Genomic DNA, 25,653 nt, shown 5'->3' on the forward strand with positions numbered 1-25,653 from the left:
TCACGAGACTGTCCGAAACCATCCCTATCGGCCCCTCAACGCTGCACCGCAGCAGCTCCAAGGGGATGTTTTCCATGCGTTTGTCTCGCCCGACCCTGCTTGCCTTGTCCGCGAGCTGCGCCTTCGGCCTCCCGGTCGCGGCCTATGCCGCCGACGGCACGATTGCCGCCGCCGCACCTGCCGCCGAGCCGACCCAGCCGGGTGCGGACGCAACCGACAACCAGCCCAATGCCGCGATCATCGTCACCTCGCGCCGGACGCGCTCGGTCGTCACGCTCGAGGGCAAGGAGATCCAGAAGATCCTGCCGGGCATCAGCCCGCTCAAGGCCCTCCAGACGCTGCCGGGCGTGACCTTCCTCACCGCGGATCCGTGGGGCAATAACGAGCAAAACATCTCGCTCTACGTTCACGGATTCAGTGCGTCGCAGCTCGGCTATACGCTCGACGGCATCCCGCTCGGCGACCAGACCTACGGCAATTACAACGGCCTCTCGCCACAGCGCGCGATCATTTCCGAAGACGTTGGTCGCGTGACGCTGGCGTCCGGCGCGGGCGATCTCGGCACCGCCTCGACCAGCAATCTCGGCGGCACGATCGACACCTTCTCGAGCGATCCCAAGGCCGAGCGCGGCGCCGTGCTCGAGCAGACCTTCGGCAGCTATTCGGCATTCCGCACCTATGCGCGGATCGACAGCGGTACCTTCGGCAACGGCAACAGCTTCTATGCCTCGGGCGTGCGGCAGGACGCCAAGGCATGGGACTTCAACGGCCATCAGGGCGGCTATCAGGCCGACGCCAAGTTCGTCCACGACGACGCGACCGGCAAGCTGACCATATACGGCGTCTATTCGGACAAGACCGAGCCCAACGAAGACGCCACCGTCGTCAATCCGGCCAAGAAGATCGCCAGCACGGGACTTACCGAGGCGGCGGGCAACGTGCCTTATACGCGCCCCTTCTACTTTCCCAATTTCGCAGGGGCCGAGGCCTATTATCCGTCGGCCCAAAATGGCTATGCCGGATCCGCCGCGTATAACGCTGCGGGCGACAATTATCGCAACTATTACAGCGACGCCCAGCGCACCGACTATCTCGTCTACGCCAAATATGACTGGAACGTCAGCGACAGGGTCCATTGGTCCAACCAGGCTTATTATCATCATGACGATGGCGTCGGCGTCGTCTCGGGACCCGTCTCCGCGGCGGGTCTGGTCGGGCTGTTCTCCTGCTATTTCCCGGTCGCCGGGCAGGCCTGCTCGACCGCGACGGCGGCGACGCCCGCGAACCTCGCGCGCGTCTCGAACATCTTCGGCGGTTCGGGGCTCGCTACGCGCACCACCGAATATCGCATCGACCGCGAAGGCATCCTCTCGACGCTGCACGTCGATCTCGGCAAGCATCAGATCGAGCTCGGCGGCTGGTACGAGCATCAGAGCTCGTCCGCCTATCGCCGCTGGTATGCCGACGACGTCAACAACCCGACTTCGAACTATACGCGTCCGGCCGATTACGAGACGCCGCTGATCACCCAATATGGCAGCCAGGTCCGCGTCGACGAATATCAGACGCACATCCAGGACAGCTGGCACGTGCTGCCGACCGTCACCATCCTCGGCGGCTTCAAGAGCACCTTCCAGGACGCCTCGCAGCGCGTACCCGTCCAGCCCATCCCGGGCTCCTTCTCGGGCTCGACCGCGCTGCCGGTGGGCAAGCTCAACACCAGCACGCCGTTCCTGCCGCAGGTGGGCGGTCTGTGGGACGTGACCCAGCACGAGCAGATCTTCGTCAACGCTCAGAAGAACATCCGCCAGTTCCAGACCAGCGCCGCCTCGGGCCTGTCGCCCTTCGCGCTGGGCAGCCAGCAGGTGTTCGACCAGTTCAAGCAGAACGTGAAGCCCGAGACGAGCTGGACCTACGAGGCCGGCGCACGCACGCAGCGCGCGCTCGATCTGGGGCCGATCACCGGTTTCGAGGGCCAGGTCAGCTATTATCATGTCGACTTCAAGAACCGGTTGCTGGCGATCAGCCCGACCACCGTCATCACCTCGATCGTCAGCGGCGCGGCGATCCTCCAGAACGTCGGCAACGTGAAGACCGACGGCGTCGACATCGCAGGTACGCTGCATTTCGGCTCGCATTTCTCGCTCTACGATGCGCTGTCCTACAATAATTCGCGCTTCGAGCAGAATTACACGACGGGTGCGGGCACCGCGCAGATGCTCGTGCTGACCAAGGGCAAGAAGGTGCCCGGCTCGCCGGCATGGCTGAACAAGTTCGTCGCATCCGCCAACTATGGGATATTCGACGCGCAGCTGATCGGCGACTATCTCGGCAAGCGCTACGCGACCTATACGAACGATCTCTCGGTGCCGGGCTATTTCACCATGTCGGCGCGGCTGGGCGCCACGATCCCGCTCGACAACCGCTTCATCAAGACGCTGGGCGTCAGCCTCAACGTCACCAACCTGACCAACAAGAAGGCGGATTCGACGCTGACCATCGCGGCGGCGTCGGGCACCTACAACGCCTTCCCGCTGGCGCCGCGCGAATGGTTCGGTACGGTCCGCTTCGGCTTCTGAGGAACGAGACGATGACGATGACGCGGCGCGAGACGATGACGGCAGCGGGTGCGGCGTTGCTGGCATCGTCCAGCGCCGCGGCGACGCTGGGCAGACCCGCGCGGCGGGACGTGCAGGTGTTCGGGCATCGTGGCGTCTCGGCGCTCAGGCCCGAACATACCATCGCCTCCTACGCCAAGGCGGTGCAGGACGGCGCGGACTTCATCGAGCCCGATCTGGTGATCAGCAAGGATGGCGTGCTGATCATCCGGCACGAAAACAACATCGCCGAGACCACCGACATTGCGCGCCATCCCGAGTTCGCTGATCGCAAGACCGAGAAGATGGTGGACGGCGAGAAGCAGATCGGCTGGTTCGTCGAGGATTTCACGCTCGCCGAGCTGAAGACGCTGCGCGCGATCGAGCGGCTGCCTAAGCTGCGGCCGCAAAATGCCGCGCTCGATGGCCGCTTCGATCTCGTCACCTGGCAAGAGATGATCGACTTCGCGGCGGCGGAGTCGCTCGCGCGCGGCCGCAAGATCGGTCTGGTGCCCGAGCTCAAACACTCGACCTACTTCGCCGGGATCGGCATGCCGCTCGAGGATCGCTTCCTCGCAACGCTGGCGGCGCACGACTATACGCGTCGCGCGCCGCTGGTGATCCAGTCGTTCGAGATCGCCAACCTCCGCTATCTGCGGTCGAAGCTCGGTCGGCCTACGAACACGCGGCTGATGCAGCTGACCGTCGGTGCCGACATGCGGCCTGCCGATGTCGTCAAGGCGGGCGGCGCGCTGACCTTCCGGCAGATGATGGCGCCGGCCGGTCTTGCCGAGATCGCGACCTACGCCGACATCCTCGCACCCGACACGCGTACGATCATCCCGCTTGGGCGTGATGGGCGGCTGGCGGCCGTGGCACCGGTCACCTCGGACGCGCACACGGCCGGGCTGGTCGTGATGCCGTGGACCTTCCGGCCGGAAAACTATTTCCTCGCCAAGAATTTCCAAACCGACGCCGGGCCTGCCGCACGCAATCCGGCCGGCTCCGTTGCCGAGATACGTGCCTGCCTCGCGGCGGGCATAGACGGCTTCTTCACCGACGATCCCGCGCTCGGGCGACAGGCCTTGGGAACCTCGGGCTTCGCCGGTGAACCGCTTTAGCAGCCCGGTCCGCGATTCCTAGTTGCGGTGCCTATTTGTTGCGCGCAGCGTCTGTGGGGTCCGCCGGCGCGGACATGACGCGCGTATCGCGCGTCTTCCATCTGACTTGATACCGTGACGGAACCTGTGCGCCAAAGCATACGTTACCGAAACAATCCCGACCGGCGCCGATCATGGCAGGCCGGCGGGTCGCTAGGAGCTTCAAGATGCTGGGAATCATCGCCGCCGTACTCGTCGTCATGTGGCTGCTGGGCTTCTTCGCCTTCCACGTCGCCGGTGGCCTGATCCACATCCTGCTCGTGATCGCCGTGATCATGATCGTGCTGCACTTCATCACCGGTCGTCGCGCAATATAGGCCTGTCCGCGCCGCCGTTCCGCGCGCGGAGCGGCGGCGTGCGATGTCCGCGGCGCGGCGTGCGGCCGCGGGTCGCTCATTCAAGCTGGATACAGGCGGTCTGCGCCAACCGGCGGGTCTCCAATCCTTGCGGGTGACGTGATGACCAAGACGCTTGCTGCGGCCGCTGCCGCCTTCCTATTCGTAGCTCCCGTGCTGGCGCAGAGCCCCGCTAGCTTACCAGACCGGCCGATCGCCCGCAGCGAGGTGATCGGCGTCGTCAAGAAGCAGTTTGCGGCGATGGACGCCAATCACGACGGCATCGTCACCCGCGCCGAATTCGAAGCCTATCATGCGGCGCAGGCACCCGGCGCGGGCGGTCCGTTCGGCCATGTCGGCGGCCATTGGTTCGACCATGCCGATGCCAAGGGCGACGGCCGCGTCACGCTTGCCGAAGCCGAGGCGCACCCGCTGCAATTGTTTGACATGGCCGACACCAACCATGACGGCGTCGTTGACCAGCAGGAGCGCAAGCTTGCGACGATGATGATGAGCCTGACCGGTAAGTGACGCCGCGGCGTTTTTTTGACCGGAGGAACGCCGTGAGGCAGGGGAGCCCTGCCGCTGTCGCATCATCCGATCCGGCGAGATCGCCCTTGTCATCGAAAGGAATGCCCGCATGAAGACCGCGATCGTCACCGGAGCCACGGCAGGAATTGGCGAGGCCGCGGTGCGCGCATTTGCGGGCGCCGGCTGGCGCGTGATCGGCACCGGGCGCCGCGCCGACCGGCTCGAAGCGCTCGCCGACGAGATCGGCCGCGACACGCTGCACACCATCGCCTTCGATATCCGTGACGAGGCGGCGCGCGAACAGGCGCTGCGCGACCTGCCCGATGGCTTTCGCGACGTCGATCTGCTGGTCAATAATGCCGGCTTGGCGCTCGGCACAGCCCCCGCACAGGAGACGAAGCTCGACGACTGGATGACGATGATCGACACCAACGTCGTTGCCCTGGTGGCGATGACGCGGCTGCTGCTTCCCGGCCTGATCGCGCGCAAGGGGGCGATCATCAACCTGTCGTCGGTCGCTGCCAACTATCCCTATACCGGCGGCAACGTCTACGGCGCGACCAAGGCATTCGCGCGCCAGTTCAGCCTGTGCCTGCGCTCGGACCTGCACGGCACCGGCGTGCGCGTCACCTCGATCGAGCCAGGGATGGTCGAGACCGAGTTCACGACCGTCCGCACCGGCGACAAGGCGGCCTCGGACAAGCTCTATGCGGGGTCTAACCCGATGACCGGCGAAGACATCGCACAGACCATGTTGTGGGTTGCAAGCCTACCGCCGCACCTCAACATCAACAGTCTCGAGCTGATGCCGGTCAGCCAGTCCTTCGCCGGCTTCCAGGTCGCCCGCGAAGGCTGAGCCGGTCGTTCGTCCTTGCGAAGCGACTAAGAAACATGCCCGGCGCGCGACGCTCAGGGACGCGGCGCGGCGTTCGCAATAACCGACGGCCCATGTCAGCAAGTCACATCATGACACGCAAGACAAGTCACGATCCGACTTCGCGTCACTGATCGTCCTTCCCAGCTGCGCTGATGCGCTCCATCCCGCTGGCATCGCCTGCCAGCCGCAAAGGAGCGCGCAATGTCTACCCAACCCGAAACCCTGACCCGTCCCGAGCCGGCCCGCGCCCGCGCCGTGTTCTCGACCGAGGATTTCGGCCTGCTGCGCACCGCGGTCTCGCACTATCTCCAGGTTATCCAGGACGAACCGGAATCGGTGAAGTTCAGCAATCTCTATCACCGGCTCGGCCGGCTGCGCTGATCCCGAAAATATCGTTTCGTTCGAGATGCCAGGACAATCATGACCTATCAGAGCCATATCACCGACACGCATACGCTGATCCGCAAATACAACGGCACATGGGACGGCATCGACGCCGAGGCGGTCGCCCGCATGCGGTTGCAGAACCGCTTCCAGACCGGGCTCGACATCGCGCGCTACACCGCTGCGATAATGCGCCGCGACATGGCGGCCTATGACGCCGATCCCGCCGCCTACACCCAGTCGCTCGGCTGCTGGCACGGCTTCATCGGCCAGCAGAAGATGATCGCGGTGAAAAAGCATTTCGGCACGACCAAGGGCAGATATCTGTACCTGTCGGGCTGGATGGTCGCCGCGCTGCGCTCCGATTTCGGGCCGCTGCCTGATCAGTCGATGCACGAGAAGACCAGCGTGCCCGCGCTGATCGAGGAACTCTACACCTTCCTGCGTCAAGCCGACGCGCGCGAACTGGGCGGCCTGTTCCGGCAACTCGACGCCGTCCGCGATGCGGGTGATGCCGCGAAGGAAGCCGCGCTGCTCGATCAGGTGGAGAATTTCCAGACTCACGTCGTCCCGATCATCGCGGACATCGACGCCGGCTTCGGCAATGCCGAGGCGACCTATCTGCTCGCGCGCAAGATGATCGAGGCGGGCGCCTGCGCGCTGCAGATCGAGAACCAGGTCTCCGACGAAAAGCAGTGCGGGCATCAGGACGGCAAGGTCACCGTGCCGCACGAGGACTTCCTCGCGAAGGTCCGCGCCTGCCGCTACGCCTTCCTCGAGCTCGGCGTCGAGGACGGGATCATCGTCACGCGCACCGATTCCCTGGGCGCCGGTCTCACCAAGCAGATCGCGGTCTCGACCGAGCCCGGCGATCTCGGCGACCAGTATAACAGCTTCCTCGACTGCGAGGAGGTCACGCCCGAGACCGCCCGCAACGGCGACGTGCTGATCAACCGCGACGGCCGGATGCTGCGCCCCAAGCGGTTGCCCAGCAACCTCTACCAGTTCCGCGCCGGGACGGGCGCCGATCGCTGCGTGCTCGACTGCATCACCTCGCTCCAGCACGGCGCCGACCTGCTGTGGATCGAGACCGAGAAGCCGCATATCGAGCAGATCGCCAGCATGGTCGATCGCATCCGCGAGGTCGTCCCCAACGCCAAGCTGGTCTACAACAACTCGCCCTCGTTCAACTGGACGCTCAACTTCCGCCAGCAAGTGTACGACGCCTGGGCCGAGGCGGGCAGGGACGTCTCCGCCTATGAGCGTGGCGCGCTGATGAGCGTGATCTACGACACCACCGAACTGGCGCACGAGGCCGACGAGCGGATCCGCACCTTCCAGAAGGATGCGGCCAAGCGCGCGGGCATCTTCCATCATCTGATCACGCTGCCGACCTATCATACGGCGGCGCTGTCGACCGACAATCTCGCCCGCGAATATTTCGGCGAGGCGGGGATGCTGGGCTATGTCCGCGACGTGCAGCGCAAGGAGATCCGCGAGGGCATCGCCTGCGTCCGCCACCAGAATATGTCGGGGTCGGACCTGGGCGACGATCACAAGGACTATTTTGCCGGCGAGGCCGCGCTCAAGGCGGGCGGCGCGCACAATACGATGAACCAGTTCGCCTAAGCGGACGGTCGTCGCGAGAGGATGCTGCGGCCCGGGTGCGTTCGCGCCCGGGCCGTCTCATGTCGCGTGTCTGGCAACCCGACCGCTACGCCGCCTCGGGGGAGCGGTGAGGCGGCGTAGCGGGAGCGGGTTGCTCGATGAGATTAACGGCGATGCGGCGTCGCGCTTAATCGGAAATCGTCCGAATTCGACCTTTGTCGTGCGCGCACGGTGGATTGGACCGAAAATGGGATCGCGTTCGGCGGGGCGCGGCAACTTTCGCCGGGCCGCTGCCGTTGGAGTGTCCGTCTCCGTTCGCGAAAGCCCCGATCATGCTCACGCTCCATCATCTCAATTTCTCGCGTTCGACCCGCGTGCTGTGGCTGCTCGAGGAGCTGGGCATCGACTATGATCTGGTCCGCTACGAGCGCACGCCGGGGTTCCGCGCGCCCGAGACGCTCAAGGCGGTCCACCCGCTTGGCAAGGCGCCGGTGCTGGAAGACGACGAGCTGACACTCGCCGAAAGCGCGACGATCCTGACCTATCTCGCGACCCGCTACGGCGACGGCGATTTCCTGCCGCCCGCCGGCACGGCAGAGGCGGCGCTGCACGACGAGTGGCTGCAATATGGCGAGAGCTCGGCGGCGCTGCCGATCATGATGACGCTGTTCGGCGGCATGATGGGCGGGCTGCCCGACGTGATGCGGGGCTTCGCCGATTCGGAGCGCGAGAAGGCGTTCGCCTATATCGCTGCACGGCTGCGGGCGGGCGGCCCCTATCTGATGGGCGAAACCTTCACCATCGCCGACATCCAGCTCGCCTATCTGCTCGATGTCGCTCAGTCGTCGGGGATGCTCACCGCGCATCCCCAGCTCGACGCCTATCTCGAGACGCTGCGCGCGCGGCCGGCGCTCGCCAAGGCGCTCGAGATCGGCGGGCCGATGCATCCGCGCGGCGGCTCATGATCAATGTCCCGAGGCGTCACAGGCGGTGATCGACCCATAGGCTCCTGCCTGCTGGTCGATCGTATAGCGGATCGCGCGGCAGCCATTGGCGCCGGTGGTGAGGCTGGGCACGGCATAGCCGCTCAGCATGCCGTCCTGCCAGCGTTGCGTCGTGCCGGTGGCAAGCGCGCGGTGGATCGCATCCTTTACCGCCTGTGATTGGAGCGGGGCGAAGCCGCCCGGGCCGACCAGCGGTGGCGGCGTAGCGACACTGGGCGCTGACGGCTGCGATGTCGCAGCGATCGGCGGCGCGGCGACCTCGACGCGCGCCGCCTGATGGCGATACGTCGCGAGCAGGATCAGCACGGCAAGTGCGAGATAGACGAGGATGGAGAGAAGCAGCGGCAGGCGGCCGTCCGTCCGCCGGGCGGCGGCGCGCCCGCCGAGACGTGTCAGCCAGCGGCCGGGAAGGGTGAACAGATCGAGCATGACGCGACGAATAGCATGGATCTCCGCCGAAGGAATGACGTCCGGCGATTGACGCGGCCGCGCGCTTCGCGGATCGCTCAGCGATGATCGAGACGGGGGGCCTTCGAAATCGGAAGATCGGCGCGTGGCACGCCGGCCTGGCGCTGTTGGCGGCGGCGGCGGTGCAGCTGGCGGCGTTCTGGCCCGGGATCATGATCTGGGACGCGATCCGGCAATATCACCAGGCGCTGAGCGGGCATTACGACGATTGGCACCCGCCGGCGATGAACTGGCTGTGGCGGCAGCTGCTCGTCATCGATAGCGGGCCGGCGCCGATGCTCGCGCTGCAGGCGCTGCTCTATTGGGGCGGGTTCGCGCTGCTTGCGGCGGCCGCCTTGCGCGCGGAGCGACGACGCCTCGCGTCTGCGATCCTTGCCTGCGCGCTGCTGCCGATCCCCTTCCTGCTAGTCGGTACGGTGCTCAAGGACAGCCTGATGGCGGGTGCGTTGCTGTCCGCTGCCGGGCTGATCGCGATCGCGCGTCCCGACCAACGGCTTCCGCGGATCGTCGCCATCCTGCTCCTCGTCGCCGCAGCGACGCTCCGCTTCAACGCAGTGCCTGCCTGCCTTCCGCTGTTCGTCGCGGCCTTGCCCGGGGGGTGGCGGCGCACGCGCATCCGGCTCGCGCTGGTAACTGCGATCTCCGCGATCCCGCTGGTGCTGGCGATGCCCGTCGCCAACCGGCTGCTCCATGCCGAGCGCAGCGGAGTCGAATTGTCGCTGGTGATCTTCGATCTCGGCGGGATTGGCCGGTTCGCCGGAGTCGACGTCTTCCCGCCTGTCGCCATCGCCGATCCGGTCGCGGTCAACGCGCACTGCTACCAGCCGGTGTCGTGGGACGCCTACGCCTGGTGGGGTCCCGACCCGTGCCCGATCGGCTTTGCCGATCTGCAGCCGGCGTTCGCCGCGCAGCACCTCAACCCGTACCTTGTCTGGGCGAAGGCGATCGCCGCGCATCCTCTGGCGTACGCACAGCATCGCCTCGCGCATTTCAACGACAACAGCCGTTTCCTCGTCCACGACGCCGATCTGCCGACGCTGTCGCTCCAGACCGATCCCAATCCCTGGAGCTTTCAGCTTGCGCCGAGCAGGCTGCGCGACGCGATCGCCGCAGTGGCGAGCTGGAGCGGTCGCACGCCGCTCGGCTGGCCGATCTGCTGGCTCGCGCTCGGATTGGGAACGCTGGCACTCGCCTGGTCTCAGTGCAGCGGATCGATCGCGCTGCCGCTGGCGCTGTCGGCTTGGCTCTACGGGATGAGCTATCTTCCGCTCAGCGTCGCCTCCGAGGTGCGCTATCATTTTTGGACGATGACGGGGATCGCGCTTGCGACTGTCATCACGCTCGCCGACGCCCGCGGGGTTGCGCGGCGCGCGCTCATCATGGCCTTCGCGCCGTTGGTGCTCGTCCTCCTCCTGTGCGTCGCCGCACGCCTCTGAACTCGCGAAGGACCCCATGCCCCAGACCCCCGACGCGCAATCGTCCGAACTCCAGCAGACCGTCGAGGGCCGGCGCCTCGCCGATCCCGCCTGGCAACGCTGGGGGCCGTATCTGGCCGAACGGCAATGGGGCACGGTGCGTGAGGATTATAGTGCCGGCGGCGATGCCTGGGCCTATTTCCCGCACGACCATGCCCGCTCGCGCGCCTATCGCTGGAGCGAGGACGGCATCGCCGGCTATAGCGACGACAAGCAGCTCTGGTGCCTCGCACTCGCGCTCTGGAACGGCCGCGACCCGATCCTCAAGGAGCGGATGTTCGGCCTCACCAACGAGGAGGGCAATCACGGCGAAGACGTGAAGGAGCTCTATTGGTATCTCGATGGCACGCCGACGCACAGCTATATGCGGATGCTCTACAAATATCCGCAGGGCGCCTTCCCCTATGACGATCTGGTCGAGGAAAATGCCCGCCGCAAGGGCCGTAATCTGCCCGAATATGAGCTGATCGACACCGGCCTGTTCGACGAGCGCCGCTATTTCGACGTCGCTATCGATTATGCCAAGGCCGGCCCCGACGACATACTGATGCGGGTCACGATCGACAATCGCGGGCCGGATGCGGCGCCCCTGCACGTGCTGCCGCATCTGTGGGCGCGCAACACCTGGTCCTGGGATGAAGGCGCGCCGCGGCCGTCGCTCACATCCGGCCCCGATGGAACGGTCGAGGCGACGCGAGACGGCGATGCGCCGTGCCGGTTCGAGGCGCTGCAGCCCGCCGACTATCTGTTCTGCGAGAACGACACCAACGACGAGCGGCTCTTCGAACGTCCCAACGCCGGCCTGGTCAAGGACGGGATCAACGACCGCGTCGTGGGCGGCGATCTTGCCGCGGTGGGCGCGAGCGGCACCAAATGCGCCGCCTGGACCCAGCTCGACATCGCCGCCGGCGCTACCGTCACGCTGCGCTTCCGCTTCGCGCCAGCTGCGTCGGCCAAGCTCGACGCCGCCGCGTTCGACGCCGTGTTCGCCGACCGCATCGCCGAGGCCGACGCCTTTTACGCGACGCTCCAGCAGGGCATTGCGGACGCCGACCAGCGGCTCGTCCAGCGCCAGGCGCTCGCGGGCATGCTGTGGTCCAAGCAATATTATGCCTTCAACGTCCGCCGCTGGCTTGCCGGCGACCCGACCCAGCCCGCGCCGCCGCCGGAGCGCCGCATGGGCCGCGACGGCAATTGGCAGCATCTCGACAATGCCGACATCATCTCGATGCCCGACACCTGGGAATATCCCTGGTACGCCTCGTGGGACCTGGCCTTCCACTGCGTCACCTTCGCGCTGATCGACCCCGCCTTCGCCAAGCGCCAGCTGCTGCTGCTCACCGACGAGCGCTATATGAGCCCCAACGGCCAGCTGCCCGCCTATGAGTGGGCGTTCGGCGACGTCAATCCGCCCGTCCAGGCGTGGGCGGCGCTGCGCATCTACCGGATGGAGACCGCGGCGTGCGGGCAGGGCGACCGCGCCTTTCTCGAGCGGATGCTTCACAAGCTGATGCTCAACTTCACCTGGTGGGTGAACCGCGAGGATCCCGACGGCCGCAACGTCTTCCAGGGCGGGTTCCTCGGGCTCGACAATATCGGCGTGTTCGACCGCTCCAAGCCGCTGCCCACCGGCGGGCACATAGCCCAGGCCGACGGCACCGCCTGGATGGCGATGTACGCGCTCGACCTGATGCGGATGGCGCTCGAGCTATCGCTGACCAACCCGGTCTACGAGGATATCGCGACCAAATATTTCGACCATTTCCTGCTGATCGCCGAAGCGATGACCGACCTCGGCGGCGAGGACGGCACCAAGGAGGCAAGCGGCACCGGCCTGTGGGACGAGCAGGACGGCTTCTATTACGACATGCTCGATCTCGACGACGGCCGGCGGGTGCCGCTGCGCGTCCGCTCGCTGGTCGGGCTGATTCCGCTCTGCGCGGTCGAGGTGCTGAGCGGGCGCACCGCCGAGCGCCACCCGGCGTTTGCCGAGCGCCTCAAATGGACGTTGTCGCATCGCCCCGATCTCGCGCAGCTCGTGTCGCGCTGGTCGGAGCCGGGCAAGGACGGGCGGATGCTGCTCTCGCTGTTGCGCGCGACGCGGATGACTCGGCTGCTCGGCCGCATGCTCGACGAGAATGAGTTCTTGTCCGACCACGGTGTCCGCTCGGTCTCGAAGGTCCACGCGGCGGCCCCCTATAGCTATGATGCGGGCGGCACCCGTTTTTCGGTCGATTACGAGCCGGGCGAGTCGACGACCGTGATGTTCGGCGGCAATTCCAACTGGCGCGGGCCGGTGTGGATGCCGATCAACTATCTGCTGATCGAGGCGCTCTACGAGTTCGAGGCGTTCTACGGCCAGGACATCGTCATCGAGCTGCCGACCGGATCGGGTCACAAGACCTCGCTGGCAGACGTCGCCGCCGAACTGTCGCGGCGCCTGACGACGCTGTTCCTGCGCGACGCCGACGGGCACCGCCCGGTGCTGGGGGCAAGCCCATTGCTGCAGGACGATCCGCACTTCCGCGACCTGATCCCCTTCCATGAATATTTCCACGGCGAGACCGGCGCAGGGCTTGGCGCGATGCACCAGACCGGCTGGTCGGGGCTGGTCGCGCTGCTGCTGCAGCCGCGCAAGGCGGCGGAATAGGCGCGGGCCGTTCCCCGGCGAAGGCCGCGGGGCCCAGGCCCCACGTTGCGTATCGGACGGTGCGCCTGCCAGCTGCTCCGGGCCTGGGCATCGGCCTGCGCCGGGGAACGAGTGGACGGCTCAGAACAGCGAGCCCACCAGCCGCGCCAGATTTTCGAGGAGCTTCTGTAGTTTCGGCCGCTGGCGCCACGTCTCGAGCTCGACCTCGTCGCTCCCCTCGAGATAGCCGCGCTGGACCTTTTCGAGCGCCGCGACCGACGCCGCGTCGTAGAGCAGCAGGCTTGCCTCTTCGTTGAGCTGGAAGGAGCGCAGGTCGACGTTGCTCGATCCGATGATCGCCAGCCGCCCGTCGATGCTGACGTTCTTGGCGTGGAGCAGGAAGTTGCGGAACAGGTGGATGTGCACGCCGGCCTTGAGCAGGTCGTCATAATAGGAGCGCTGAGCGAGGTTGACCATGCGCTGGTCCACCACCTCGGACAGCACGAGATGCACCTCGACGCCGCGCACCACCGCGGTGCGCATCGCCCCGAGCACGTCCTCGTCGGGGATGAAATAGGGCGTCGCTATGACAACGCGCTCGCGCGCCTGGTGCGTCTGCCAGACGAGCAGCGTCTCGAAGCCTTCGAGCGGATAGTCCGATCCGCTCGGCAGCAGCTGCGCCTGCGCGTCGCCTGTGGCGGGCGGGATGTCGAGTTCGCTGTCGGGCAGCGTCTGCGTCTCCAGAAACCAGTCGCCGCGGATCACCGCCTCGATCTCGGCGACCACCGGCCCGGTGACGCGCACGACCAGTTCGCGGTTGACCACGCCCTTGCGGAAAGTCTTCGAGACGAGATTCTGCGAGCCCGCGTAGCCGATCGAGCCGTCGATCGCGAACAGCTTGCGATGGTTGCGCATGTCGCGGCGGGTGCGGTCGCGGAGCAGGCGGAACGGCAGCGCCTCGACGACCTCGACGCCATTGTCGCGCAGCAGGGCGCGCGAGCGGCGGATCCATTTGTGCGAGCCGACCGGGTCGACCATCACGCGACAATGCACGCCGCGCTGGACCGCGCGACCGAGCGCGGCGGCGACTTTCTGTCCGACCTCGTCGTCGGCGAAGATATAGACCAGCAGGCGCACGCAGCGCCGCGCGGCATCGATGTCGGCGACCAGCCGGTCGACGACGCCGTCATAATCGTCGATCATCTCGACCGTGTTGCCGCCGGTCGCGGGCATGTAGCCAAGCCGGCGCGAGAGGTCGGCGATCGGGTCCGCCGCGCCGCAATCGGCGGGCGCCCGGTCTCGCAGGCGCTGCGCGAGCGCATCGAAAAAGGGTCGCAGCGCGCGAAAGCGGTCCGTCCGCCATTTGGGAAAACGCGGGCTGCCGATCGCCAGGAACAGCAGCACGCCGGGCACTGGCAGAAAGAAGATCAGCAGCAGCCAGGCGCGCGCTGCGGCCGGCGGCCGTCGCAGCGGCACGATCGCCACCGCGGCGATGCGGATCGCCCATTCGAGGATATAATAAGCGGTCTCGAGGTGCGTGCTGGATATCGACATCGCCGCCGAGCCTAGCCGCATCGCCGCAGCAGGAACATCGCGCTTTTCGGGCGATGGCGATCCCATTTCGACCGATGCCCGATTAGACGTTGGTCTGAGGACGATAGTCTATGCGGCTTTGGTCCTATCGATCTTAACCGAATTCCCCCAGATGCGATCGACGACCCGGCATCGACGCGGGGAAAAGTCGGGCGATCTGATGGCTTTTGAGGTGCGATTACTGTTTGCGGACGACGGACCGCCTGAGGTGGCCATCCGCTGCGATACGCTTCGCCAGGCGGTAGAGTCGGCGTTCGAGATTGCCGACGATCACGGCACCGGCGTGTCGCACCATCGCCGCGCCACCTGGGTCAACGTCTATGACGACCGTCGCCTCGAGCTGTCGGTCCAGGTCATCGAGGGCGGGCTCAGCGGCGCGCGATCTCAGCGGCGATCGCAGTCCAAGTAAGCAGCACCTCGCCGGTGGCGAACCGCATCTGATGAGCGGCGAAGGCTTGTGCGTCGACGCCAAGATGCGCGATCATCGCGTCGGCCATCTGTTGAATCCGTGTCGCGCGATCGTGCGCGTCGTCAAAGTCACTCATCCCATATCCGGTGGCGTCGCGGACCCCGTGGCCGCAGAGAAACGAGCGATGCATCGGGCGGCATCGGCGGCAGCCGTGATACGGTCCGCGTCGCGGCGGATAGCGTCGCCCCGCGGACGCGTCCCGGACCGCGACCGCGCGCATGTCCCATAATCGCTGCGGTGCGACCAAGGTCTAGTGCGCGGCCGATCTCCCGATTCGCGGCCGGCCGTCGAGGGGCATGGAAGGGGCCGATACCGTCGTCGGACCCCGCCCTTGCTAGCGTGAGACCTGTTTGGCGAAGGCGGTGAGATCGTCCAGCACGGCGGCGCGCCCGCGAAAGGGTCGGGCAATCGCGGTCACCAGCCCGACATGGCCTATGTCGGGATAGCGCTTGCGCTCGACGGCATCGCCGGCGGCGCGCAACCGGCGCTCGAGAGAGTCACTGTTCGATGGCCGGACCGTGCCGTCCTTGTCGCCTGTCGCGAGGAACGCCGGCGGATCGCCGGCGCGAACAAAATTGACCGGCTGCGTCGAGGCAGCGTCGGCCACGCCGCCGAACGTCGTCGTGGCGATCCCGCTATCGAGCGGCAGGAAATCATACGGTCCGGCAAGCCCGATCAGTCCGCGGATACGATCACGATCGGCACCAAGCCAGCGCGGATCGAATGCGAGCATGGCGGCATCATAGGCGCCGGCCGAGTGGCCGGCGAGCAGCAGCCGACGCGGATCACCGCCGTAGCGGCCCGCATGCCCGACGACCCAGCGCACGGCGGCGGCATTGTCTTCGAGGAAAAACGGATAGGCGATTTGCGGCAGAAGCCGATAGTCGGGGATCGCGACGAGGAAACCGCGTGCGGCCAGCGCGCGGCCGACAAAGGCATAGCCGTCCTTGGTGCCCGAATTCCACGATCCGCCATAGAAGAAGACGATCACCGGCAGTGGCGCCGCGCGGGCGCCGATCGGGGCGTAGAGGTCGAGCCGCTGGCGGGGATCCGCGCCGAACGCGACATCATCCGCGACCTTCGCGACGCCGCTATCCTTGGGCACCAGCGTGTCGAACGTCTTGAGCGGCGAGCAGGCGACCGCCAGAAGCGCGAGCAGCGCGCCGATCAGCGGACGGCGTCCGCGCGTTTCGATCGTCACATCCGTCCCTTTGCGCAACATCGCCGTCCCGCGCGCGTCGCCGGGGCTACGGGCTCTAACGACTTGTACGACGGGCGGGATCCACGGATCGGCCGGCCGAAGCGACGTCGCAGGCGACGAGCAGACGGCTCGCCTGGGCGCGGGCCTCGTCGGTGACCTCGGCGCCGGACAGCATCCGTGCGATCTCCTCGCGGCGTTCCGCGGCGTCGAGCAGGCGAACACCGGTGCGCGTGACGATGCCGTCGTGGCGCTTGGCGATCAGGAACTGGCGATCGGCGCGGGCGGCGACCTGTGGGCTGTGCGTGACGACCAGCAGCTGCGCCTTGCCGGCAAGCCGCGCCAGCCGGTCGCCGATCGCGGAAGCCACCGCCCCGCCGACGCCGCGATCGATCTCGTCGAACACCATTGTCCGCGCGCCGCCCGCCTCCGCCAGCGCGACCTTGAGCGCGAGGATGAAGCGCGACAATTCGCCGCCGCTGGCGATCTTGATCAGCGGCGCGAACGGCGCACCGGGGTTGGTCGCAATCAGGAACTCGACGCGGTCGCGGCCGTCGGCGCCCCATTGCGCCTCGGGCAGCCGCTCGACTGCGGTACGGAAGCGCGCGGCATCGAGCTTGAGCGGCGCGAGTTCGCCCGCCACCGCCGCATCGAGCCGGGCGGCGGCTTCGGTCCGCTCCGCGGTCAACATGGCGGCAGCGGCGTCATAGGCTGCGCGCGAGGTGGCGACGTCGCGCTCGAGCGCGGCCAGGCCTTCGCCGCCGGCTTCGATCCGCTCGAGCCGCGTGGCCAGTTCTTCGGCGAGTGCGGCAAGTTCGTCGGGTTGGACGCGGTGCTTGCGCGCGAGGCCGCGCAGATCGAACAGCCGCGTCTCCATCCCCTCGAGCCGCTCGGGGTCGAAGGCGAGCGCGGCGCTGGCCTGGGCCAACGCATCTTCGGCTTCGGACGCCTCGATCACCGCACGATCGAGCGCGGCGAGCGCCGTTGCCAGTGCCTCATGTTCGTGCGCGATGCGGTCGAGCCGACGCGCCGCCTGCCGCAGGCCCGCCAGCGCGCCGGCGGAACCGTCGAGGTGATCCGACACGCTGCTCAGCTCCTCGGCGAGCCGCGCGCCCTTCTGCATCGTTGCACGCTCGCTTGCGAGCATCTCTTCCTCGCCGGCTTCGGGGGCCAGCTGGCGCAGTTCGGCGACGCTGTGCTCGAGCCATTCGCGGTCGCGCTCGGCGGTCTCGAGATCGGCCTGGGCGGCAGCCAGTGCCGCCTCGGCCTGGCGCCAACGGGTGTGGGCCGAAGCGACGGCCGTCGTATCGAATCGCCCGAAGGCGTCGAGCAGCGCGCGATGACCGCGCGCCGCGAGCAGCCCGCGATCGTCATGCTGGCCATGGATCTCGACCAGCCGTCCGCCGAGCTCGCGCAACAGCGCGGCAGAAACCGGCTGATCGTTGACGCTGGCGCGGCTGCCGCCGTCGGCCTTGACGATCCGGCGCACGACGAGGGCCTCGCCGGGCTCGCCCTCGAGGCCGTTGTCGGCCAGCAGCGCGGCGATCACGGCATCGCCGTCGACCTCGAAGCTCGCGGTCACCACCGCCTGCGTCGCGCCGTGGCGGACCAGCGACGTCTCGGCACGCTGGCCGAGGGCAAGCCCCAGAGCGTCGAGCAGGATCGACTTGCCCGCACCGGTTTCCCCGGTGAGCGCACCGAGCCCAGCGGAGAAATCAAGGTCGAGCGCCTCGATCAGCACGACGTCGCGAATGGCCAGCCGGATCAGCATTGGCCGACCCTTACGCGATCAGGCGGCGCAAGAGAACAGGGCACGAACGGCAGACCGTTCCCCCGCCGTCACTTCTGCTTCTTGGCCTTCTCGTGCCGGGCATGACGCGACAGCGCGTCGGGCGCCTTCTTCTCGACGAGATTATAGGCGCGCTCATACCATTTCGAGCCCGGATAGTTGGCGCCGAGCACCGCCGCCGCATCCTTCGCCTCGTTGGGAAGGCCCATGGCGAGATAGGATTCGGTCAGGCGCTCGAGCGCCTCGGGCACGTGCGTGGTGGTCTGATATTTGTCGATCACGATCCGGAATCGGTAGATCGACGCCAGCCATTGCGAACGGCGCTGGTAGAAGCGGCCGATCTCCATCTCCTTGCCGCCGAGATGGTCGTTGACGAGATCGATCTTGAGCCGCGCGTCTGCGGCATATTTGGTGTCGGGATAGCGGCGGATCAGCTCGCCCAGCGCATCGAGCGCCTGACTGGTGATCTTCTGGTCGCGCGTGACGTCGTTGATCTGCTCGTAATAGTCGATCGCGATCAGATAATAGGCGTAGGGCGCGTCGCGGTTGCCGGGATGGATCGACAGGAAGCGCTGTGCGGACTTGATCGAATCCGAATAGCTGCGCGCGAGATAATAGCTGTAGGCGCTCATCAGCTCGGCGCGGCGTGCCCAGATCGAATAGGGATGCTGGCGCTCGACCTCGTCGAACAGCTGGGCCGCGAGCTTATACTGCTTCCGGTCGAGCCGATCGATCGCAAGGCTGTACAGCGTGTCGACGTCGCGCGCGATGAAGCGCGTGTCCGCTTTCTTCTTGTCGCCATGGGCGCAGCTCGCAAGAGGCGCGAAGGCGACCGCGGCAAGGGCGGCGAGGAGGAGCGGACGGGTGGCGAGACGCTGCATGACACGCTCCTTAGCGGCTCGATCCGGATGTGGGAAGCGGCGCGAACGGGGGGTTTGAAAGGTCGTGCAACATTTCGCCGGCGGACTGAATGCGCTCTTAACGCATCTATGCGAGAAGGCGAGCCATGCTGCGTGTGCTGACGCTTTCGACCCTGTTCCCCGACCGCGTCCGTCCGACGTTCGGCGTGTTCGTCGAACGCCAGACGCGCGGGCTCGCGGCCCTATCCGATGTCGAGCTGCAGGTGGTCGCGCCGATCGGGGTGCCGCGTTGGCCGCTGTCGCGGCATCCGAACTGGCGCGGCCTGGCGGCGATTCCGGAGCGAGAGACATGGCAGGGGCTGACGGTACACCGTCCGCGTTTTCCGGTCCTGCCGGGCATGGGGCGGTTCAACCCGCGCGCTCTGGCGTCGACGCTGCTGCCGATGCTGCGCGACGTGCGGCGGGACTTCCGCTTCGATGTCATTGACGCCGAATTCTTCTTCCCCGACGGACCGGCCGCGGTACGGCTGGGGCGTGCGCTCGGCGTGCCGGTGTCGATCAAGGCGCGGGGCGCGGACATCCACCATTGGGGCACGCAGCGCTCGACTGCCAGGCAGGTACGCGAAGCGGGGCTTGCGGCAGACGGGATGCTGGCGGTGAGCGCGGCGCTCAAGGCGGATATGATCGCGCTCGGGCTGCCGGGGGAGCGGATCGCGGTCCATTATACCGGTGTCGATCTCGATCGCTTCCGGCCGGCGGCGGACCGGTCGGCGGCGAAGGCTGCGCTAGGCGTTGCGGGGCCGCTGCTACTCTCGGTCGGCGCGCTGATCCCGCGCAAGGGGCACGATCTCGTCATCGAGGCGATGCAGGACCTGCCCGCGGCGACCTTGATGATCGCGGGGCAGGGGCCTGAGCGCGCGGCGCTCGACGCGCTGGTGAAGGCGCGGGGGCTCGGGGACCGGGTCAAGCTGCTCGGCAGCCAGGCGCATGACGCGCTGCCCGCGTTGGCGGCGGCGGCAGATGTCGGGGTGCTGGTATCGGCCTCGGAGGGGCTCGCCAATGCGTGGGTCGAGGCGCTCGCCTGCGGGGCGCCGATCGTGATCGCCGACGTCGGCGGTGCGCGCGAACTGGTCGATCGGCTCGAGGCTGGGCGATTGGTCGCGCGCGAGCCGGCGGCGATCGCGGCGGGGGTGCGCGCGGTGCTGGCGGCGGGCTATGATCCCCAAGCGGTGCGCGCGACGGCCGAGCGGTTCACGTGGGAGGCGAATGCAGCGGCGTTGCGCGCGCATCTGACAGCAGTGGCCGCAAAGTCCTCTCGTTAGAGGGAGAGGGCGTATTCAGCCGCCCAGCGGCATCAACGCCAAGACGATCTCGCGGCCCTCGGCACGCAGGACGCCCCACGCGCGGGCGGCGGCGCGGCTGTCCATCACCTCAAGGCCAAGTCCCTTGGCCTCGACCGCCTTGGCGAAGGCGGGTGAGGGCCGGCGCAGCGCCGCGCCGGTGCCGAGCAGCAGGAACTCCGGCGTCGGCGCGCGATCGAGCAGGTCGCCCAGCGACGCCAGATCGAGCGCCTCGAGCGTAGGCGCGCTCCAGGCGTGCGCCGCCTCGGGAGTTAGCAGCGCGCCGTCGGGATAGAGATCGGCATCGATCAGGAAGCCGCCGCTCGTGATCTTGCGGATCGCAGGCCCCGAGGCGACGGGATCGGGCGAGAACTTCGCCATTATGGCTTGGGTGCGATCCGCTCGGCGCGCTCGCGCGCGGCTTTCTTCTTGTCGACCGCCTGGTTCATCTGCTTGAACCGCGACTTGTCGATCCCCAGCGTGATCAGCAGCGACGACGACACGTAGATCGACGAATAGGTGCCGACGACCACGCCCAGGATCATCGCCGCGGTGAAGCCGCGCAGCACATGGCCGCCGAACAACAGCAGCGAGGCGAGCGCGAGGATGATCGTCAGCGAGGTCATGACGGTGCGCGGCAGCGTCTCGTTGACCGAGAGGTCGATTAGCTCGCCGATCGGCATCTGGCGATATTTGCGCAGATTCTCCCGAATACGGTCATCGATCACGATCTTGTCGTTGATCGAGTAGCCGATGATCGTCAGCACCGCCGCGACGATGTTGAGATCGAATTCGAGATAGCTACGGAACAGCGCGAAGAAGCCGAAGGTCATCAGCACGTCGTGGAGGATCGACACGAACGTCGCGACGCCGAACTGCCATTCGAACCGGAAGATGCCGAACAGCGCGATCCCGAAGATCGCGAGGAACACCGCGAGCGCGCCGTTGCGGATCAGTTCGTTCGACACCTTGCCGCCGACCGCCTGGACCTGATTGAACACGACCGTAGGATATTGCGCCTTGAGCGCGCCCTCGACCTTGTTGACCAGCGCGTTGTTGGCGCCTTCGTCGGTCGAGGCGGGGAGCGGCAGGCGGATCGACACGGTCTGCGCGTCGCCGAACTGCTGGAGCTGCGCCTCGCCGACGTTGAGGCTGTCGATCTTGCTCCGCACCGCGTCGAGCGGCGCCTGATGGTCGAACTTGGCTTCGATCATCAGGCCGCCGACGAAGTCGACGCCGAAGTTGAGGCCGCGCACGCCGACCAGCACCACCGCGCCGATCGACAGGAACAGGGTGAGGCCGAACGCCCAGCGGCGCAGCGCCACGAAGCCGATGTTGGTGTTGTCGGGTACGATCTTGAGCAGGCGCATGGCTTCAATCCTTGCCGGCCACCCCGGACCTGATCCGGGGTCCAGGGTTGCAGGCGACAGCTTCTGTGGCCCTGGATGCCGGGTCGAGCCCGGCATGACGAGATATGGCGGTGGGCGTCATCAGATATGGATCGCTTGCGGGCGCGCGCGGCGGAGCCAGAGCGCGACCATCATCCGCGTGAACAGGACGGCGGTGAACACCGAGGTGGCGATGCCGAGCAGCAGCACGACCGCGAACCCTTTGACCGGGCCCGAGCCCAGGATCAGCATGATGAACGCGGCGATCGCGTGCGTCACATTGGCCTCGAAGATCGTGCGGCTGGCTTCCTTATAGCCCATCTCGACCGACTGGACGACGCCGCGGCCACGCCGCCGCTCTTCGCGGATTCGCTCGTTGATCAGCACGTTGGCGTCGACCGCGGTCCCGATCGTCAGCACGAAGCCCGCGATTCCCGGCAGCGTCAGCGTCGCGTTGAGCAAGGCCATCGCGCCCAGGATGACGAACACGTTGATGATCACCGCCATGTTCGCATAGACGCCGAAGCGGCCGTAGGTGACGAACATGAACACGACCACCGCCACCACCGCGATCGTCGAGGCGATCACGCCGGCATGGATCGAATCCGCTCCGAGGCCGGGGCCGACGGTGCGCTCCTCGACGGTCTTGAGCGCGATCGGCAGCGCGCCCGATTGCAGCGAGATCGCCAGCGCCTGTGCCGACTGCGCGGTGAAGCTGCCCGCGATCGACGCCGACCCACCGAGGATCGGCTCGTTGATGTTGGGCGCGGACAGCACGACATTGTCGAGGATGATCGCGAACGGCTTGCCGACATTGGCCTGCGTCGCCTCGGCGAAGGCGCGCGCACCGCGGCTGTTGAAGTCGATCGCGACCGACGGCAGATTATTCTGGTCGTAGCTCTGCTGCGCGTGCTTGAGGTCGGTGCCGGTCAGGATTGCCTGGCGCTGCACCGCGATCGGCGCGCCGGTCTGGAAATGCAGGATCTCGTCGCCGATCGGCGGCTGGTTGGCGGCGACCTTGGCGGGATCGGCGGTGGTGTCGACGAGCTTGAACTCGAGCTTGGCGGTCTTGCCGATCAGCGCCTTCAGTTCGGCGGGATCGGAGAAGCCGGGCACCTCGACGAGGATGCGATCGGTGCCCTGGCGGACGATCGTCGGCTCCTTGGTGCCGAGCGCGTCGATGCGCTTGCGCACGATGTCGACCGCGCCGGTCATCGCCTGATCGACGAACTGGTCGGTGCCCCCCTGGGTCGGGGTCATGACGATCCGGGTCGAATCGACCACCGCGACGTTCCAGTCGCGCTGCCCGGTCGAGCCGACCGGTGCGGTCAGAGTCCGCACCTTGTCGACTGCGGCGTCGAGCTGGCCCGAATCGCGGATGAAGAAGGTCAGCGCGTTGTTCGCGGTCGAGATGTCGCCGATGCCGATATTTTCCTTCCGCATCTCGCTGCGGATCGTGTCCTCCATCGAAGACAACCGCGTCTTGGCGACGTCAGCGGTATCGGCCTCGAGCAGGATGTGGCTGCCCCCTGCGAGATCTAGCCCGAGATTGATCCGCGGCGCCCAGCCCAGCCCGAGCGACCGCGCGGTCGCCTCGGGCATCAGGCTTGGGATCGCGAGCAGGATGCCGACGAGCAGCACGCCTATGATCGAGGCGATCTTCCAGCGCGGGAAATCGAGCATGGTTTCCTCGTCTCGCTCAATCGTTCGCGGGCTTCGAGGTGGTGCGCACCTCGGTCAGCGTCGACTTGACCGCGCGGACGCGGACGTTGGGGGCGAGCTCGACCTCAACCTCGTCGCCGTCGATCTTGGTCGCCCGGCCGATCATCCCGCCGCCGGTGACGACGACGTCGCCCTTCTTGACCGCGTCGATCATCATCCGGTGCTGCTTGGCACGCTGCTGCTGCGGGCGGATCAGCAGGAAGTAGAAGATCCCGACCATCAGCACGATCGGGATGAAGCCCGAATAGGCGGCGAGGCCCGATGCGCCGGCGGGCGAGCCTGCGGTCTGGGCGAAGGCGGGGGACGAGAACATGTGCGGTTCGGCCTGGCTGGGGCGCGCTTCGTCGCGATGACGGCGGCCCTGTTGAAGCGCGGGCGCCTACCATGGTGCCGTCACCTCTTGCAAGAACAGGCCGCTAGATAAGGTCGCTGCCGAAACAAGAGCGGCGGGACGCGGTCGCGGCTTGCCAAGCGCGCGGGGCTCGCCTAATGGCCGCCGCCTAGGTCGGGGCGTGGCGCAGCCCGGTAGCGCATTAGACTGGGGGTCTAAGGGTCGCAGGTTCGAATCCTGTCGCCCCGACCAGAGGAAACACCGGAGGTTTCCAACAAAAAGCCGGGCCGGCGACGGTCCGGCTTTTTCGTGTCATCCCGACTTCGCGTGAAATCCCTACACACCGCATCCGATGAGTGAGCGCGGCGCCGCCGTCGCGGGAATGATGTTGGCGATCAATTGACGTCGACGCGCGTCAGTCCCCGTGCGAACTGACGCTGTCGTGCGACATAGCCCTGTGCGCTCAGCGCCAGCCGCGCAATCTCCTCCGCGGTCAGCAGTCGGGCCACCTTGGCCGGCGACCCGATGATCAAACTGCCCGGCGGGAAGCTTTTGCCCTCGGTGACCAGCGCGCCCGCGCCGATCAGGCAGTCGTCGCCGATCACCGCATCGTTGAGCACGCGCGCACCCATGCCGACCAACACCCGGTCGCCGAGCGTGCAGCCGTGCAGGATAGCATGGTGACCGATCGTGCAGTCGGTGCCGATCGTGAGCGGGCTGCCCGGATCGGAATGCAGCATCGCGCCCTCCTGGACGTTCGAGCCGTCGCCGACCAGGATCGGCGTATTGTCCGCGCGGATCACCGCGCCGAACCAGATGCCGACGGTCCGACCGATATGCACGTCGCCGATCACGTCGGCGGAGGGGGCGATCCACGCCGAGCCGTCCGCGGGCAGGGTGGGGGCGACATCGTCGAGAGCGTAGAGCGGCATGGGGCCTCCTTGTCAGGCGATCGCGCGACAGTCGGCGCGGCGAGGCCAATCCGCAAGCGGACATCGCCGGCCATGGTCCCCGGCTGAGGCCGAGGCCCAGGCCCCAGCCTGCTGTTCAAGCGGCGTGTCCGCCACGGATTGCGAGGCTGGACCCCGGCTTTCGCCGGGAAACGGTTGCTTGCGGGAACCGCTACGCCCGCCGGGGGTACAGCCATCATGATCCGCGCGCTGACGCTTGCCTTTGATGATCTCGGCGATCGCCGTATCCTGGCTATCCTGCTGCGCTCGCTGCTCGCGACGCTGCTGGTCTTCGTCGCGCTGGGCGTGGCGCTCGCCTATCTGCTGAACGGCGTCGATCCCTGCAGTCTGCTGTCGGCCGACGACAGCTGCCCGCTCGGCGGCTCGACGAGCGGGTTCGGCGCGCTGCTGCTGACGCTTCTGCTGGTCTGGCTGCTGTTCCCGGCGATCGCGATCGGCGTGATCTCGGCCTATATGGACCGCATCGTCGCGGTGGTCGAAGCGCGGCACTATCCACAGGCACTCGAACAGGCGCGGCCGCTCGGTTGGGCCCGGGGTGCGTGGCTGGGCGTGCGCTCCTCGCTGCGCCTGCTGCTCTATAATCTGATCGCGTCGCCCTTCTATCTGCTGCTGCTCGTGACGGGCGTGGGCACGCCGATCCTGTTCGTCGCGGTCAACGGTCTCGCCTTCGGCCGCGATCTCGGCGAGATGGTCGCCAGCCGTCATGGCGATGCCCCGTCGCGCAAGGCGTGGCTCGCCGCGACGCGGATCGAGCGTGCGACGTTGGGCGCGATCGTCACCGGGCTGTTCCTCGTCCCCATCGTCAACCTGGTCGCGCCCGTGCTCGGCGCCGCAATGGTGACGCATCTCTACCATCGCGGGCGGCGCTAGTCCGGCTGTCGGGCCGCGACTTTCCCCGCTAGGAGGCCGGCGAAAGGGGCAGGG

Annotated in this window: 24 protein-coding genes and 1 tRNA gene; 14 read left to right on the top strand and 11 right to left on the bottom strand. The window is 67.1% G+C overall.

Annotation, left to right across the window (positions count from 1 at the left end; genetic code table 11):
* Positions 1-74 precede the first annotated feature (74 nt).
* From Q0326_RS04370 to Q0326_RS04405, 8 genes are all read left to right on the top strand, one after another.
* A complete protein-coding gene (locus Q0326_RS04370; protein WP_298687507.1) occupies positions 75-2,579 on the top strand; it encodes a TonB-dependent receptor plug domain-containing protein in 2,505 nt (834 codons plus the stop codon).
* A gap of 11 nt (positions 2,580-2,590) precedes the next feature.
* Positions 2,591-3,718, top strand: coding sequence for a glycerophosphodiester phosphodiesterase (locus Q0326_RS04375; protein ID WP_298687509.1), 1,128 nt, complete (start codon positions 2,591-2,593; stop codon positions 3,716-3,718).
* A gap of 206 nt (positions 3,719-3,924) precedes the next feature.
* The gene (locus Q0326_RS04380; RefSeq protein ID WP_298687511.1) at positions 3,925-4,074 is read left to right on the top strand and encodes a lmo0937 family membrane protein; all 150 of its coding nucleotides are present in this window, start codon (positions 3,925-3,927) and stop codon (positions 4,072-4,074) included.
* Positions 4,075-4,215: 141 nt separating this feature from the next.
* The gene (locus Q0326_RS04385) at positions 4,216-4,623 is read left to right on the top strand and encodes a hypothetical protein (RefSeq protein WP_298687514.1); all 408 of its coding nucleotides are present in this window, start codon (positions 4,216-4,218) and stop codon (positions 4,621-4,623) included.
* A 109-nt stretch (positions 4,624-4,732) separates the two neighbouring features.
* Complete coding sequence (locus Q0326_RS04390) at positions 4,733-5,479, top strand: SDR family NAD(P)-dependent oxidoreductase (protein ID WP_298687516.1); 747 nt, start codon at positions 4,733-4,735, stop codon at positions 5,477-5,479.
* Between the two features lie 222 nt (positions 5,480-5,701).
* A complete protein-coding gene (locus Q0326_RS04395; RefSeq protein WP_298687518.1) occupies positions 5,702-5,881 on the top strand; it encodes a hypothetical protein in 180 nt (59 codons plus the stop codon).
* 39 nt (positions 5,882-5,920) lie between these two features.
* Complete coding sequence (locus Q0326_RS04400) at positions 5,921-7,513, top strand: isocitrate lyase (protein ID WP_298687520.1); 1,593 nt, start codon at positions 5,921-5,923, stop codon at positions 7,511-7,513.
* A gap of 311 nt (positions 7,514-7,824) precedes the next feature.
* Complete coding sequence (locus Q0326_RS04405; protein ID WP_298687522.1) at positions 7,825-8,457, top strand: glutathione S-transferase; 633 nt, start codon at positions 7,825-7,827, stop codon at positions 8,455-8,457.
* Here the strand turns inward: Q0326_RS04405 and Q0326_RS04410 are convergent, their stop codons facing one another.
* Positions 8,458-8,925: a hypothetical protein gene (locus Q0326_RS04410; protein ID WP_298687524.1), complete on the bottom strand. Its 468-nt coding sequence runs from the start codon at positions 8,923-8,925 to the stop codon at positions 8,458-8,460.
* Positions 8,926-9,008: 83 nt separating this feature from the next.
* Between Q0326_RS04410 and Q0326_RS04415 the strand changes: the two genes are divergently transcribed.
* A complete protein-coding gene (locus Q0326_RS04415; protein WP_298687526.1) occupies positions 9,009-10,400 on the top strand; it encodes a hypothetical protein in 1,392 nt (463 codons plus the stop codon).
* A gap of 16 nt (positions 10,401-10,416) precedes the next feature.
* Entirely contained in the window at positions 10,417-13,089 is a 2,673-nt protein-coding gene (locus Q0326_RS04420) for a hypothetical protein (RefSeq protein WP_298687528.1), read from the top strand.
* Positions 13,090-13,209: 120 nt separating this feature from the next.
* Here the strand turns inward: Q0326_RS04420 and cls are convergent, their stop codons facing one another.
* Complete coding sequence (gene cls / locus Q0326_RS04425; RefSeq protein WP_298687530.1) at positions 13,210-14,622, bottom strand: cardiolipin synthase; 1,413 nt, start codon at positions 14,620-14,622, stop codon at positions 13,210-13,212.
* Here cls and Q0326_RS04430 point away from each other — a divergent pair.
* Positions 14,606-15,070 carry a hypothetical protein gene (locus tag Q0326_RS04430; RefSeq protein ID WP_298687532.1) on the top strand — a complete coding sequence of 155 codons (465 nt, stop codon included), beginning with the start codon at positions 14,606-14,608 and terminating at the stop codon, positions 15,068-15,070. The genes cls and Q0326_RS04430 overlap by 17 nt on opposite strands.
* Here Q0326_RS04430 and Q0326_RS04435 read toward each other — a convergent pair.
* From Q0326_RS04435 to Q0326_RS04450, 4 genes are all read right to left on the bottom strand, one after another.
* Positions 15,030-15,350 (bottom strand): hypothetical protein, encoded by a 321-nt coding sequence (locus tag Q0326_RS04435; RefSeq protein ID WP_298687534.1) that lies wholly within the window; start codon positions 15,348-15,350, stop codon positions 15,030-15,032. The genes Q0326_RS04430 and Q0326_RS04435 overlap by 41 nt on opposite strands.
* A 114-nt stretch (positions 15,351-15,464) precedes the next feature.
* Positions 15,465-16,331, bottom strand: a complete 867-nt coding sequence (locus Q0326_RS04440) for an alpha/beta hydrolase (RefSeq protein ID WP_298687536.1) — start codon at positions 16,329-16,331, stop codon at positions 15,465-15,467.
* Positions 16,332-16,386: 55 nt separating this feature from the next.
* On the bottom strand, positions 16,387-18,099 hold the full coding sequence (gene recN / locus Q0326_RS04445) for a DNA repair protein RecN (protein WP_298687538.1): 1,713 nt from the start codon (positions 18,097-18,099) through the stop codon (positions 16,387-16,389).
* A 68-nt stretch (positions 18,100-18,167) separates the two neighbouring features.
* Positions 18,168-18,998: an outer membrane protein assembly factor BamD gene (locus Q0326_RS04450; protein WP_298687540.1), complete on the bottom strand. Its 831-nt coding sequence runs from the start codon at positions 18,996-18,998 to the stop codon at positions 18,168-18,170.
* A gap of 125 nt (positions 18,999-19,123) precedes the next feature.
* Here Q0326_RS04450 and Q0326_RS04455 point away from each other — a divergent pair, with 125 nt between their 5' ends.
* Positions 19,124-20,299, top strand: a complete 1,176-nt coding sequence (locus Q0326_RS04455; RefSeq protein ID WP_298687542.1) for a glycosyltransferase — start codon at positions 19,124-19,126, stop codon at positions 20,297-20,299.
* 15 nt (positions 20,300-20,314) lie between these two features.
* On the opposite strand, the gene Q0326_RS04460 is transcribed toward Q0326_RS04455, so the two are convergent.
* From Q0326_RS04460 to yajC, 4 genes are all read right to left on the bottom strand, one after another.
* Positions 20,315-20,698, bottom strand: a complete 384-nt coding sequence (locus Q0326_RS04460) for an Mth938-like domain-containing protein (RefSeq protein WP_298687544.1) — start codon at positions 20,696-20,698, stop codon at positions 20,315-20,317.
* Positions 20,698-21,687 carry a protein translocase subunit SecF gene (secF, locus tag Q0326_RS04465; RefSeq protein WP_298687546.1) on the bottom strand — a complete coding sequence of 330 codons (990 nt, stop codon included), beginning with the start codon at positions 21,685-21,687 and terminating at the stop codon, positions 20,698-20,700. Before secF ends, Q0326_RS04460 begins: the two co-directional genes overlap by 1 nt.
* 120 nt (positions 21,688-21,807) lie before the next feature.
* The gene (gene secD, locus Q0326_RS04470) at positions 21,808-23,388 is read right to left on the bottom strand and encodes a protein translocase subunit SecD (protein WP_298687549.1); all 1,581 of its coding nucleotides are present in this window, start codon (positions 23,386-23,388) and stop codon (positions 21,808-21,810) included.
* Positions 23,389-23,404: 16 nt separating this feature from the next.
* Positions 23,405-23,740: a preprotein translocase subunit YajC gene (yajC, locus tag Q0326_RS04475; RefSeq protein ID WP_298687551.1), complete on the bottom strand. Its 336-nt coding sequence runs from the start codon at positions 23,738-23,740 to the stop codon at positions 23,405-23,407.
* A 193-nt stretch (positions 23,741-23,933) separates the two neighbouring features.
* Between yajC and Q0326_RS04480 the strand changes: the two genes are divergently transcribed.
* A tRNA-Pro gene (locus tag Q0326_RS04480) sits at positions 23,934-24,010 on the top strand.
* A gap of 143 nt (positions 24,011-24,153) precedes the next feature.
* On the opposite strand, the gene Q0326_RS04485 is transcribed toward Q0326_RS04480, so the two are convergent.
* The gene (locus Q0326_RS04485) at positions 24,154-24,690 is read right to left on the bottom strand and encodes a gamma carbonic anhydrase family protein (RefSeq protein WP_298687553.1); all 537 of its coding nucleotides are present in this window, start codon (positions 24,688-24,690) and stop codon (positions 24,154-24,156) included.
* A gap of 216 nt (positions 24,691-24,906) precedes the next feature.
* Between Q0326_RS04485 and Q0326_RS04490 the strand changes: the two genes are divergently transcribed.
* A complete protein-coding gene (locus Q0326_RS04490; RefSeq protein ID WP_298687555.1) occupies positions 24,907-25,599 on the top strand; it encodes an EI24 domain-containing protein in 693 nt (230 codons plus the stop codon).
* Positions 25,600-25,653: the final 54 nt, after the last annotated feature.

Origin of the sequence: uncultured Sphingomonas sp. (assembly GCF_937859915.1) — a bacterium.
In the GTDB taxonomy this organism is placed as follows: Bacteria; Pseudomonadota; Alphaproteobacteria; order Sphingomonadales; family Sphingomonadaceae; genus Solisphingomonas.

Bases quoted from the DNA above. Each gene is read 5' to 3' on its own strand.
- secD (WP_298687549.1), bottom strand. From the start codon at position 23,388: ATGCTCGATTTCCCGCGCTGGAAGATCGCCTCGATCATAGGCGTGCTG.
- Q0326_RS04370 (WP_298687507.1), top strand. From the start codon at position 75: ATGCGTTTGTCTCGCCCGACCCTGCTTGCCTTGTCCGCGAGCTGCGCC.
- Q0326_RS04405 (WP_298687522.1), top strand. From the start codon at position 7,825: ATGCTCACGCTCCATCATCTCAATTTCTCGCGTTCGACCCGCGTGCTG.
- Q0326_RS04375 (WP_298687509.1), top strand. From the start codon at position 2,591: ATGACGATGACGCGGCGCGAGACGATGACGGCAGCGGGTGCGGCGTTG.
- Q0326_RS04385 (WP_298687514.1), top strand. From the start codon at position 4,216: ATGACCAAGACGCTTGCTGCGGCCGCTGCCGCCTTCCTATTCGTAGCT.
- yajC (WP_298687551.1), bottom strand. From the start codon at position 23,740: ATGTTCTCGTCCCCCGCCTTCGCCCAGACCGCAGGCTCGCCCGCCGGC.
- Q0326_RS04420 (WP_298687528.1), top strand. From the start codon at position 10,417: ATGCCCCAGACCCCCGACGCGCAATCGTCCGAACTCCAGCAGACCGTC.
- Q0326_RS04485 (WP_298687553.1), bottom strand. From the start codon at position 24,690: ATGCCGCTCTACGCTCTCGACGATGTCGCCCCCACCCTGCCCGCGGAC.
- Q0326_RS04435 (WP_298687534.1), bottom strand. From the start codon at position 15,350: ATGCGCGCGGTCGCGGTCCGGGACGCGTCCGCGGGGCGACGCTATCCG.
- recN (WP_298687538.1), bottom strand. From the start codon at position 18,099: ATGCTGATCCGGCTGGCCATTCGCGACGTCGTGCTGATCGAGGCGCTC.
- Q0326_RS04460 (WP_298687544.1), bottom strand. From the start codon at position 20,698: ATGGCGAAGTTCTCGCCCGATCCCGTCGCCTCGGGGCCTGCGATCCGC.
- cls (WP_298687530.1), bottom strand. From the start codon at position 14,622: ATGTCGATATCCAGCACGCACCTCGAGACCGCTTATTATATCCTCGAA.
- Q0326_RS04490 (WP_298687555.1), top strand. From the start codon at position 24,907: ATGATCCGCGCGCTGACGCTTGCCTTTGATGATCTCGGCGATCGCCGT.
- Q0326_RS04415 (WP_298687526.1), top strand. From the start codon at position 9,009: ATGATCGAGACGGGGGGCCTTCGAAATCGGAAGATCGGCGCGTGGCAC.
- secF (WP_298687546.1), bottom strand. From the start codon at position 21,687: ATGCGCCTGCTCAAGATCGTACCCGACAACACCAACATCGGCTTCGTG.
- Q0326_RS04400 (WP_298687520.1), top strand. From the start codon at position 5,921: ATGACCTATCAGAGCCATATCACCGACACGCATACGCTGATCCGCAAA.
- Q0326_RS04390 (WP_298687516.1), top strand. From the start codon at position 4,733: ATGAAGACCGCGATCGTCACCGGAGCCACGGCAGGAATTGGCGAGGCC.
- Q0326_RS04455 (WP_298687542.1), top strand. From the start codon at position 19,124: ATGCTGCGTGTGCTGACGCTTTCGACCCTGTTCCCCGACCGCGTCCGT.
- Q0326_RS04410 (WP_298687524.1), bottom strand. From the start codon at position 8,925: ATGCTCGATCTGTTCACCCTTCCCGGCCGCTGGCTGACACGTCTCGGC.
- Q0326_RS04450 (WP_298687540.1), bottom strand. From the start codon at position 18,998: ATGCAGCGTCTCGCCACCCGTCCGCTCCTCCTCGCCGCCCTTGCCGCG.
- Q0326_RS04380 (WP_298687511.1), top strand. From the start codon at position 3,925: ATGCTGGGAATCATCGCCGCCGTACTCGTCGTCATGTGGCTGCTGGGC.
- Q0326_RS04395 (WP_298687518.1), top strand. From the start codon at position 5,702: ATGTCTACCCAACCCGAAACCCTGACCCGTCCCGAGCCGGCCCGCGCC.